Genomic DNA, 10,778 nt, shown 5'->3' on the forward strand with positions numbered 1-10,778 from the left:
CTACGCGTTGCAGGCCGGTCTGGAAGTGGACGAAAGGATTCTGACCACCGACTTCTATCATCGCCTCGTGACGGCCGGTGCGTTCCGATGGGGTCTGATCATAAAGTTGACGACCTGGGCCATAGGTGAAGCACGGGTAGGAGAAGAAAATGTCCTGCGCGCAAATCACTACATCGATGCCTGGGTCGGAAAGACGAAGGCGAACCCTGCTGCGACACCCTTTACGCATAGCGGCTTCGAAACGATGTATCGAAAAGACCATCCGTTTCTCGCAGCCCTGACCGAGTAACCTCAAACATCAACCATTCGGGACCCAAGGGTCCGCGTCATCGACGCGGGCTTTTTTGTGTTTTCAGACGCTCGGAACCCATTCATAATAGTTTGCGCGCACTATTGGTTTCCTGCGCGCTCTACTGGTTTCTTGCGATTTTCCAGGCCCAGCAACCTATTGATATATAATAGAAGTTTCATCAAATCTGATCACGCTTTGTTCTTTTTGCGCGCACAGTTGGTTTTTCTGACATTTCGGCGAATAATGTCAAAACGACATAGCTGGGGGTATATTCAATACGCAGTTTGAGCGTTGAAAACAAACAACGTTTCACCCTCAATCGTATAGCTGTTGATCAGCTCCGCCGCGCGCTGCGATGTCAGCCACTTTTCCAGCCGGACGGCAAGACCGGATTTTACGTGACCATGCAGATCAGGGTTGACCGGCAGGTAGGCGTATTGATTGAACAACACCGGATCACCGGCATAAAGCAGTGCAAGATCGCCCTTGTTCCCGAAATTGAGCCAACTGGCGCGGTCTGACAGAATATAGGCATTCATGCCCGACGCCGTGTTGAGCGCAGCCCCCATACCGGCACCCACGGCGCGATACCAATCGGCAAAGCCGGCGGCATCCAGACCCGCATCCTGCCACAGGCTCAACTCCTTTTTGTGGGTACCGCTGTCATCACCACGGCTGACAAACGGGACAGCAGCAGCTGCAATGCGTTGCAAACTACCGGTTGCGTCAGCCGCTTCTGTAATTTGCGCGGGATCATCCGACGGGCCGACAAAGACGAAATCGTTATACATGATCTCGCGGCGGTGCGTCCCGTAACCTGCGGCTACAAATGCCTCTTCGGCGGCGCGTGAGTGGACTAGGATCGCATCGACGTCGCCTGCTTCGCCAAGGCGCAGCGCCTGACCAGTTCCCACGATCAACAACTGGACCTCAAGCCCCAGATCAGCCTGAATTTCCGGCAGCAATACGTCGGCCAGCCCGGAATTGTGAAAGGATGTCGTAACCGCCATACGCATGCTGTCTTGCGCATGAACGGCAGTCGCCCAAAGAAGGGCTGCGGCAATTAGGACCTTTTTCATTCTACGATATCTCCGTTCAGAAAGGCGCGTGCCGCATCGGATTGCGGGGCATCGAAAAATTGTCGGGCAGGGCCGGTTTCATGAACTTGCCCGCCGCGCAGAAAAACAATCTCATCTGCAAGGCGGCGGGCCTGACCCATATTATGGGTCGACATCACAAGCCGCGTGCCATGCACTTTCTGGTCTTGCAGGATCGCCTCGATATCGGCTGTGGCGCGACCGTCAAGAGATGCGCAAGGCTCATCAAGGAACACGACCTGCGGTTCAGTAATAAAGGCGCGGGCCAGAGCAAGCTTTTGCTGCTCGCCCCCCGATAGGTTGGGTGCTGCGCGTTCAGTCACATCACCCAACCCGACACGGGTGGCCCAGTCACGTGCCTGCGCCAACGCCTTTTGTTTGGCCACGCCCCGGATCAACAACGGATAGGCGATATTGTCCACGACGCTGCGGCGCAACATGACCGGACGCTGGAAGACAAAGGATTGCACCGCGCGCGCCTCTGCGATTGGCACCTGCCATTCGATTGTCCCGGCATGTAAACGCGCCGTGCCGTGCAGTAGGTTCAGCAGGGTGGTTTTACCGGACCCGTTTGGCCCGATAATGACCGTGGCGCCTTCACCGCTCAGATACATGGAAACCGGCCCTATCAGGGTTTTTCCGCGGCGGCGCGTTTCAGCGCCCTTCACCTGCAAGGGGAACAACATCGCTACCACCGCCCCTCACGTTCGGTCTGGCCCAGCCAGTGGATCGTCAGGTTTACGGCGATTGTAAGCGCGATCAGTACAAAGCCCAGGGCCAGCGCCAAGCCAAACGCACCTTTGCCGGTCTCAAGCGCGATTGCCGTCGTCAGGACACGGGTGACGTGGTCAATATTGCCGCCCACGATCATGATCGCGCCAACTTCCCCGATTCCGCGGCCAAATCCAGCAAGGGCCGCCGTCAACAAGGCGCGTCGGGCATCCCAGATCAGCGTGCGCATCTTCTGGGTCTGCGTCACGTTCATGGAAATCAACAGATCATGGTATTCATGCCAAAGGTCGCGCAGGGACTGATGCGCGATACTGGCAATCAGCGGCACGATGATGATGACCTGCGCAATAATCATGGCCGTTGGCGTGAAAAGCAGGCCAAGCACACCAAACGGGCCGGAGCGCGACAGCAGAACATAGACGACGAGGCCCACGACAACGGGCGGCAACCCCATGAGTGCATTGAGAATTGCAATGATCAAACGCCGGAATCGAAACCTGCGGACGGCAAGGAACGCCGCAAGTGGAAACGCAATCACACATGAAATAGCCAGTGCCGTCAGAGTCACATAAAGCGACCGCAGTGCAATTTCCGCGAGTTCCGCATCGAAGGTCACGATCAGCCAGAGTGCTTGCGTCAGACCGTCCCAAAGATCGACCATGTGCCGGATCCTTCTCCATGATGGGCGGGTAACTCCCAAGTTTGTCGGAGTGAAGCAAGAGCAGAGCAACGGAAAAGGTTCTGAATGGGGCGCGACCTTCCAGATCGCGCCAACGACACCCGGTCAACCATAACGATGTGCCGTCGTGCGGACCTACCCAAGGCCGGAGTTCCGGATGCCCCTCTCGATCATGCCGTGATGTCTGGCAGTCAGAAAGTTTCACCGCTTTGGCGATTTGACATACGGTCTGTCAAACTTGCGGCAGACCACATCTGGTCCAGCAAAGCAGTGATCCCTGTTGGGCTCAGGTAAAGGTAACCGCAATGCAACGGCCAAGATCGTCCATTTCCACTGCACCATATGTCCTGCGTTTCAGTCCGGTTTCTGAGCCTGCATACGGGTTGGGCCGCCTGTGGCCATGTCGGTGCCGATATACGGTAACCCCGCTTTCTTCCAACCGGCGAAGCCATCCTTCATGTGGGTCACCGGTTGCATACCCTTGGCGAGACATTGCCTTGCAACCTTTTCCGATCGCATGCTTGATCCGCAGTAGATCACAAGCCGCTTTCCCTCCTGAGAGGGTAGCTTTCTGGCGTCCACAAAAGACATTGGCAACAAAAGCGCACCCTCAATGTGCTCGAACATGTACTCTTGCGGCGTCCGCACGTCGATCAGCGCGATCTCGCCTTTCTCATAGGCCGCCGCCACTTCCTCCGGAGTCCAAGTTTCCAACTTACCTGTTTCAGTGTTTTCGACTTCCATATCCGATCTCCTTCGCTCAAGCGAAGCCTGCCTTAGAATCCTGTCGCGTACAATCAACTTTGCTCCATAACTGACGGCGGGCTGATGCAATTGCGCGCCCCGGTTTGATCCGCGCGTCCATGGATTGCGGCGACATCCGGAGCGGGCTGATTTGGGATTGCTAGAAAATGCCACTATTGTCCCTCAATTTTGCCAAACTGCTTGGTCATTGCGTTCAAGGTCTAGGTGAATTCCCCTTCGGGGACACCTGTTGACGTGTAAATGTTGTTAGTGACTGTAATATCAAATGAAAATGTTCCCACATTCGTTCGTCCCATTTCTCCACATGCATGAGAAAAAGGGGGCCTACAAAAAATCTGTCGGTGAAGGCACTGTAGCGCGCGACATCGAGCGAAATCAGGCTGGTAGCAAAAAGCAGACCAGTCTCGATGTTGAAATAGCGGTAGAACTCATGCTCTCTGCTCACAACATCGATGGTGATACGATGCGCCAGAAATATCGTCTTGATATCATCAAAGCGTTGCCAGCAGAGGCAATTGACTGGAATACCGTTGATTGGGTGCAGGCATGTCCATTCCAGACGATGCGCTCATGAGGTGCCCAATCGATACCAAGTGCGTCAAATGATCGGTTAGTCCTTGGGCCGCATCATATGAACCGCAGCCATGCACTTACACCGGCCATCTGACCCGCATCCCTCCGGAAAAAACGCCTCCGTTCGACCGGTGATGCGGTAAGCCATCAGCCCAACCCACTCCTTCAACTGCGTCAGATGTTCGGCGAGGTCAGGACAGGCTGCCCTATCCGTCCACACTGAGGTTTGTTCTGCGATTGAGGCACTTCATTGATTTGAGGGAGTTTCTCTGAGGGAGCTGCAAGTGAGTTTCTCACCCCTGCGCCACGGCGATCAGACGGCAAGCGGGAGTGGCCATTGGATCTGAAGGCCCGGATTGTGGCGGCGACGTTGATCGAGGGTCAGACTGCCAAGGGGCTTAAGAGGCTGCCGGCCTTGGTACACAGCCACCTGCGCTACAAACCTTTTGGCGGCCCGGTGTAGAGGTCTGTGAAGCGGCCGCAGTTCACTTTGGTGCAATGCCTGTTGACGCCGGGCTCAGACAAAACCAAGAGGCCACCCCGCCCAATGCAGAGCCCGCCAGGACGCCTGCGGCATCTGCAAGGAAATCTCCTAAATCAGCGCTGCGGTTCACCATAGGCTGCATAACCTCAATGCCGGCACCAAAGAACAAGGCCGCCGGGATCATCCAGACGAGCGCCTGCGTTCGCAACGTTGCAACCGGCAGCATGAGTCCTGCGAAAGCCACGAAATGGTAAATCTTGTCGCCACCCTCCGTGGTGAGGGGCGGCGCGGGAAGCGGGAGCAAGGTGAGCAGCGCGATCAGCGTCGCAAATGCTGTAGTAAGCCCATAGGCGAGGATCTTGCCCGTTCTGGGCTGTAACAATAGAACAGACATCAAATTCCACTTTCCTGCGCGTTGCGATCCGGCTGGGCAGTCATAAGGTGCACCCCTGCATTTTGATTGGTCGGGTCGCAATAAGTCGGTTTTGGCGTCAATACCGTTACAGCCGGCGCTTGAGAATAGAGAACTCAAAAGTCACTTTATGGTTGTCCCAATTTTGGATTTATGGCACGCACCACGACATCGCTTTGTTAATATTTACAAAAGATGATATGTATTTTCTATACGAAAATGTAGTATGTTCCCTCTAATGTCAGGAGAGTTGCTGCAGATGGATCTAGCGCCGAACCTACATTTTCATCTCCTATATCTTGGGCTCCTTTCCTTTGTCTGCTGCATCGCACTGATCGCGCTGGCGCGGTTTGTGCCAAGGTTGAGCGGTCGTTCAGATGACACGACAGCGGTGCAGGCGATGCATATGCGTGTGACGCCGCGTGTGGGTGGTATCGCAATTTTTGGTGCGTTGGCCTGCAGCGCTTTGTTTGCGCCAATTGTCGTCTCGCAAAGCTATATCGCATTTCTTGTGGGTGTATCACTTTTGTTTGTGATCGGACTGAAGGAAGATCTCGGTTTTCCTGTCTCGCCACGGCTGCGCCTGCTTGCAGTTGGCGCGGCCAGCTTGATTGTCATTGTCTTGTTGGACGTCTGGCTGCCACGTATCGGCGTTCGGTTCTTTGATCATTTGATTCAGTACTGGTTTATCGGGGTACCCTTCACCCTACTGATCACGGCAGGTGTGTCTAACGGCTTTAACCTCATCGATGGTGTCAACGGCCTTGCGGCGTTGACCGCCATCTTCGCATCCGTCGCGATAGCACTTATAGCCCATCAGGGCGGCTATGCCACGATGGTAAGCCTGTGTATGATGCTCGCTGCCGTCACGCTTGGGTTTTTCGTTGTGAATTATCCTTTCGGGTTGATCTTTTTGGGCGATGCCGGGGCCTACACGCTTGGGTTCGTGCTCAGTTGGTTTGGTATTGCCGTCATTCTGAACGTGCCTGATGTATCGCCATGGGCCATTCTGCTGACACTGTTCTGGCCTTTGGCTGACACACTGCTGGCGATGTACCGCCGCAGTCGTGGGAACAAGGCTGCGATGATGCCGGATCGTCTTCATGCGCATCAACTCGTCATGCGCGCCATCGAGATTTGCTTTCTCGGACGCGGTCGGCGTCATATCTCCAATTCACTCACCACGCTGGTCCTCGCACCCTTTGTGGTCGCGCCACAGATCGTTGCGGTTGTCCTTTGGGACAACAATCTAGCAGCGTTTCTGGCCGTCTTGGTGTTTCTGGCGCTGTTCTTTGGATCTTTTGCTCTTCTCCTCGCCACAGTCCGGAGCTTCCGTCCGCGGCTGAAAACCTCTCGGAATATAGGCGCTGCTACTTGAGTTAACTGGCTACTCTTGGCGTAGAAAAGCCAACCCAAGCGTATGAGCCAGACTTGAAGTACAGGTCGAACGGGCAAAGCCGATCTGCCTTCATTCCCGAGAAAGGATCGCAGCATCACACCGTGTGATAAAACACCTAGGGCTCGGTCTGACCTAACTCACATATGATCCGCCACTCATCATCGCTGACAGGTTGCACTGACAGACGTGAGTTGTTCGCCAGAACCATATCTTGAAGTCGCGGGTCTGCTTTGATCGTCTCTAGCGTTACCGGCGTCGTGAAGGGCCGGACCGCTTTGATATCGACACAGTCCCAGCGTTCATCATCCGTGGTGCTGTCTGGATGTGTTTCTGCGCAGACTTCGACAATACCCACGATTTCCAGCCCACTGCGTGAGTGATAGAAAAATCCTTTGTCACCCAGCTTCATGGTCCGCATGTTGTTGCGCGCCTGATAGTTGCGCACACCGTCCCATTCTTCGCCCGCATCGCCCTTGGCGACCTGATCATCCCATCCCCAGACGTCGGGCTCCGATTTGAACAGCCAATAGGCCATCAGCCGATTACCTTTTTCCAGGCCCGCAACGTCACGTCGCTGAACAGGCCAGCCTTGGCATAGGGATCATCATCCGCCCAAGCTTGCGCTGCAGCCAGATCTTCGGCCTCCAGCACGATCAGTGATCCGCACATTTGCCCTTCGTCATCAAGGACCGGGCCTGCCATCTCGACCACGCCAGTTTCGGCAACATAGGCAAGGTGGGCTTCGCGGTTGTCCATCCGGGTTTGCAGGGCGCCGGGTTTGTCTTTCGTCATCAGTGCAAAGCGCATTTATTCTTCCTTCAGTGGACGTGAGAGCAGGGTATTCAACGCTGTCGCGACATCTGTTTTGTTTTCGGTCAGGTCGGCGACAACCGTACAAATAGGCATGTCAATGTCCAGTTCTTCCGCCAACTGGCGCACGGCACGAGCGGTGGCTGCGCCTTCAACGGTCGTGTTCCGGTCAAAGTCCGTTCCAGATCCAAGGGCAAGACCATAACGGTAGTTCCGGGATTGATCCGATGTGCATGTCAGGACCAAATCCCCAAGACCGGAAAGCCCGGACAAAGTGTCAGGTTGCGCACCCAAGGCAAGGGCAAGGCGCTGCATTTCGGGGAATCCGCGTGTGATGAGTGCTGCGCGCGCGCTTTCGCCCAGCTTGGCACCGATTGCGACACCAGAAGCAATCGCCATCACATTCTTGAGCGCGCCGCCCAGTTCAGCGCCGATCGTATCCGTCGTGCGGTAAATCCGCAGACTAGTCGTTGAAAGCACGGTCTGCAGCATCACCCCCAGCTCATCATCCGCACAGGCCAGAGTCAGCGCTGTTGGCAATCCACGCGCAATGTCGCCGGCAAAGCTAGGACCGGTGAGCATGGCAGGCACAGCCCCCGGCGCAAGATCGCGGATCGTGCTGGCGGGGCCTGTCATGCGCTCCAAATCGATCCCCTTGCAGCAGGCCACAAGAGTCTTGCCTTCAAGCCTGTCGGCATACGGCTTCAAGAACGCTGGAAGCGTCTGTGCGGGGATTGCGATCAGGATGGTGTCGCAGGCAAAAAGCGGCTCTAACTCTACGGAAATGGTAATTTTCTCGGGCAGTGCGACACCAGGTAGCTTGGGGTTGGAGCGCGTTCTTGACATTTCTCTGGCCGCATCCGGATTGCGCGTCCAAAGCTGGATTTCTTTGCCATCCAGCGCCAGCACAATACCCAGCGCGGTTCCGAACGCGCCTGCGCCTGCGATCCCGATTTTCATGCCTTCGCCCCCTTTTTTCCAGATCCCAGCATCGGTGCGGACCGTTCGTCCAAAGGCCAGCGGGGGCGGGCGGAAAGGGTCAGATCATCACGATGGCCTGCTGTCATCCGTTCAATCCCGGAATAGGCGATCATGGCGGCGTTGTCGGTACATAGCCACAAGGGTGGCGCAACGAAATCAGTGTCTAACCCAGCGCAAAGTGTCGTCAAACCGCCTCTGATCGTCTGGTTTGCCGCAACGCCACCGGCGATTGCAAAGGCCGGTTTAGCTGGCGCCAACTGCAAGTATGCAATCACTGCCCGTCTTGTCTTTTCGATCAGTACATCGGTGATGGCCGCTTGAAAGCTCGCGCTCAGATCCGCTTGGTCCTGTGCCGTCAGGCCGCCCTTTTCCAACACAACGCTATCACGCGCGCGCAGAATTGCGGTCTTGAGACCCGAGAATGACATATCGCATCCCTGCTGGTTCAGGAGTGGCCGCGGCAGTGCGAAGCGTTTGGGATCACCCGTCCGGGCCGCCATTTCGACCGACGGACCACCCGGTTGCGGCAGGCCCAATAAACGCGCGGTCTTGTCGAAAGCTTCGCCGGGGGCGTCATCAATGGTACCACCGATCCGTTGAAATCTGTCCTGCGCCTCGACAATCAGGAACTGACAGTGCCCGCCTGATACCAAAAGCATCAGATACGGGTAGTCCAGCTGATCGGTCAGCCGTGGCGTGAGCGCATGGCCTGCCAGATGGTTCACGCCGATCAAGGGTAACCCCGTCGCAGCCGACAGCCCCTTGGCACACATCACGCCAGACAGAACGCCGCCGATCAGACCTGGCCCAGCAGTGACGGCGATGCCGTCAAGGTCCGCAAACGTCAGACCAGCCTCAGCCATCGCCTCTTCCACGCAATGGTCCAGCTTTTCCGCATGGGCGCGTGCCGCAATCTCGGGAACGACGCCGCCAAACTCTGCATGAAGCGATGTCTGCCCATAAACGACCGAGGCAAGCACATCAGTTCCGCGCACAACGGCGGCAGCCGTGTCGTCGCAGCTGCTTTCGATGCCAAGAATGGTCAGGGGCTGGGTCATGGCCGCTTTCGGTTGCGTGTCGCTCTATCGCAGGTAACACTGCCATAGCACGCAAACAATGGTGCCCGAATGACGCCGACCGTGATCCTGACCCGCCCCAAGGCCCAAAGCGAGAGCTTTGCGGCTGAACTCTTGCTGCACTGGGATGGCCCAGTCGAGATCATCCATGCACCGCTGATCGCGATTGTGCCGGTCGATACCATTTGCACGACGCCCGATGCGGTTATCTTCACCTCTGCCAATGGCGTATCTGCATCTGAACAGCTTGGCTTGCCCAAAGGCCTATCTGCTTGGTGTGTCGGTTCAAAGACATCCGACATGGCCCGTGATGCCGGTTTTGAACCGGTCACCGGCCCCGGTGATGCGGACGGGCTTGTCAGACAAATCATTGCAGCCAATCCGCGTGGCAGGCTTGCGCATATCCGCGGGATGCATGCGCGCGGCGACATCAGTGCGCGCCTGAATGCAGCGGGGATGACTTGTGAAGACGTCATCGCTTATGACCAAAAGGCCCTGCGCCTCACGCAAGAAGCCAAGTCCGCGATCTCTGCGCAGAAATGCGTGGTCTTCCCCCTGTTCTCGCCCCGAACCGCAACCATATTGAACGGTGAGGGGCCTTTTGCGGCAGCGGTGCATGTCATAGCGCTAAGCGAGGCAGTCAAATCGGCTATCTCGCCCGAGATTGCAAAGCAGGTCACGCTGGCCGAAAGTCCTGACGGGAACGAGATGGTCGCTGCAACCTTGGATGTCCTGCGGTCCCTAACCGGTCGCAGGTAGGCAGAGGCGGATCGCTTGAGGGTCTCGTTGATGCGCGATAGTCTATGTTATCATCTGCCGGTTTGGCGGGTGGGGCGCTGAAAGGGTGAAAACGTGGCAAAACAGCCAGCCAAGGGTCGCAAGACACCAGCAGAACCGAAAAACACGGCAAAAACCGAAGCGGTGAAACCCGAATCGGTCGATTTATAGAATCTCTAAATTGATGCGAGCCGTATGGAAGGTCAGCTAGAGAATTTGCGTGTCCTATATCCAAAAGGCAAAAGGGGCAAAGATAGTAAACGTTCCCTAAAAATTCAACTCTATAAAGTTTTTTTCTTATTAGGGTACAAGCACTACACCGAGCTTTTCTTTTCAATTTTACCCTTTTCAGTATTTTCATCAATTCGAAATGTTTTTACTGTTTCTAAGCGTTTCTTTATTTTTTCAATCAGCTGGTTATCTATATCGGACAAGTTCTGAATGTAAGCTGTATCCAGTACCCAAGTAAACCACCTAATAATGGTTTCGAGTTCGGTTTTTTTCAGTAATACGGAAGTTGCAGGTTCGTTTTCAATGCCCAGTTTTTTCTTCCTCAATTCTATCAAAAGTTTTTCTGTTGACCACTCGTTGTCCGCGCATTTTTCTAATAGCTCTCTTTTATTCTCCTTCGCTGCCAGTATCATATGGTGTCGGTGAGATAACATATCAATGCGATCCTCGGGAGGCCACGCCTTAGAAAC

13 protein-coding genes and 1 pseudogene are annotated in these 10,778 nt (G+C 55.5%); 4 read left to right on the top strand and 10 right to left on the bottom strand.

Features of this window, described 5'->3' with window-relative positions; genetic code table 11:
- A pseudogene (locus R6T97_RS11505) lies at positions 1–289 on the top strand (ATP-binding protein); the annotation flags it as partial.
- Positions 290–564: 275 nt separating this feature from the next.
- Here R6T97_RS11505 and R6T97_RS11510 read toward each other — a convergent pair.
- The 4 genes from R6T97_RS11510 to R6T97_RS11525 all read right to left on the bottom strand — a co-directional run bounded on the left by R6T97_RS11510 (position 565) and on the right by R6T97_RS11525 (position 3,544).
- Positions 565–1,371 (bottom strand): substrate-binding domain-containing protein, encoded by an 807-nt coding sequence (locus R6T97_RS11510; RefSeq protein WP_410349432.1) that lies wholly within the window; start codon positions 1,369–1,371, stop codon positions 565–567.
- Positions 1,368–2,075 carry an ATP-binding cassette domain-containing protein gene (locus tag R6T97_RS11515; RefSeq protein ID WP_410349433.1) on the bottom strand — a complete coding sequence of 236 codons (708 nt, stop codon included), beginning with the start codon at positions 2,073–2,075 and terminating at the stop codon, positions 1,368–1,370. The genes R6T97_RS11510 and R6T97_RS11515 overlap by 4 nt, the downstream gene beginning before the upstream one ends.
- Positions 2,076–2,077: 2 nt before the next feature.
- Positions 2,078–2,782 carry an ABC transporter permease gene (locus R6T97_RS11520; RefSeq protein WP_410349434.1) on the bottom strand — a complete coding sequence of 235 codons (705 nt, stop codon included), beginning with the start codon at positions 2,780–2,782 and terminating at the stop codon, positions 2,078–2,080.
- Between the two features lie 372 nt (positions 2,783–3,154).
- Positions 3,155–3,544 carry a rhodanese-like domain-containing protein gene (locus R6T97_RS11525; RefSeq protein WP_410349435.1) on the bottom strand — a complete coding sequence of 130 codons (390 nt, stop codon included), beginning with the start codon at positions 3,542–3,544 and terminating at the stop codon, positions 3,155–3,157.
- 286 nt (positions 3,545–3,830) lie between these two features.
- Between R6T97_RS11525 and R6T97_RS11530 the strand changes: the two genes are divergently transcribed.
- Positions 3,831–4,139: a hypothetical protein gene (locus R6T97_RS11530; protein ID WP_410349436.1), complete on the top strand. Its 309-nt coding sequence runs from the start codon at positions 3,831–3,833 to the stop codon at positions 4,137–4,139.
- A 484-nt stretch (positions 4,140–4,623) separates the two neighbouring features.
- Here the strand turns inward: R6T97_RS11530 and R6T97_RS11535 are convergent, their stop codons facing one another.
- Positions 4,624–5,016, bottom strand: coding sequence for a VanZ family protein (locus R6T97_RS11535; protein ID WP_410349437.1), 393 nt, complete (start codon positions 5,014–5,016; stop codon positions 4,624–4,626).
- A 379-nt stretch (positions 5,017–5,395) separates the two neighbouring features.
- Here R6T97_RS11535 and R6T97_RS11540 point away from each other — a divergent pair, with 379 nt between their 5' ends.
- The gene (locus tag R6T97_RS11540) at positions 5,396–6,412 is read left to right on the top strand and encodes an MraY family glycosyltransferase (protein WP_410349438.1); all 1,017 of its coding nucleotides are present in this window, start codon (positions 5,396–5,398) and stop codon (positions 6,410–6,412) included.
- Positions 6,413–6,548: 136 nt separating this feature from the next.
- On the opposite strand, the gene R6T97_RS11545 is transcribed toward R6T97_RS11540, so the two are convergent.
- From R6T97_RS11545 to tsaD, 4 genes are read right to left on the bottom strand one after another with little or no spacing between them, the layout of a single operon-like run.
- A complete protein-coding gene (locus R6T97_RS11545; RefSeq protein WP_410349439.1) occupies positions 6,549–6,968 on the bottom strand; it encodes an EVE domain-containing protein in 420 nt (139 codons plus the stop codon).
- The gene (locus R6T97_RS11550) at positions 6,968–7,240 is read right to left on the bottom strand and encodes a YciI family protein (RefSeq protein ID WP_410349440.1); all 273 of its coding nucleotides are present in this window, start codon (positions 7,238–7,240) and stop codon (positions 6,968–6,970) included. Before R6T97_RS11550 ends, R6T97_RS11545 begins: the two co-directional genes overlap by 1 nt.
- Positions 7,241–8,203, bottom strand: coding sequence for an NAD(P)H-dependent glycerol-3-phosphate dehydrogenase (locus R6T97_RS11555; protein ID WP_410349441.1), 963 nt, complete (start codon positions 8,201–8,203; stop codon positions 7,241–7,243).
- Positions 8,200–9,282: a tRNA (adenosine(37)-N6)-threonylcarbamoyltransferase complex transferase subunit TsaD gene (tsaD, locus tag R6T97_RS11560; protein WP_410349442.1), complete on the bottom strand. Its 1,083-nt coding sequence runs from the start codon at positions 9,280–9,282 to the stop codon at positions 8,200–8,202. Before tsaD ends, R6T97_RS11555 begins: the two co-directional genes overlap by 4 nt.
- 69 nt (positions 9,283–9,351) lie before the next feature.
- Between tsaD and R6T97_RS11565 the strand changes: the two genes are divergently transcribed.
- Complete coding sequence (locus R6T97_RS11565; protein WP_410349443.1) at positions 9,352–10,059, top strand: uroporphyrinogen-III synthase; 708 nt, start codon at positions 9,352–9,354, stop codon at positions 10,057–10,059.
- Positions 10,060–10,391: 332 nt separating this feature from the next.
- On the opposite strand, the gene R6T97_RS11570 is transcribed toward R6T97_RS11565, so the two are convergent.
- Positions 10,392–10,778, bottom strand: a 387-nt coding sequence (locus R6T97_RS11570) for a hypothetical protein (protein ID WP_410349444.1), incomplete at its 5' end; no start/stop codon positions are given.

The organism is Yoonia sp., assembly GCF_046498525.1.
Lineage (GTDB): Bacteria > Pseudomonadota > Alphaproteobacteria > Rhodobacterales > Rhodobacteraceae > Yoonia.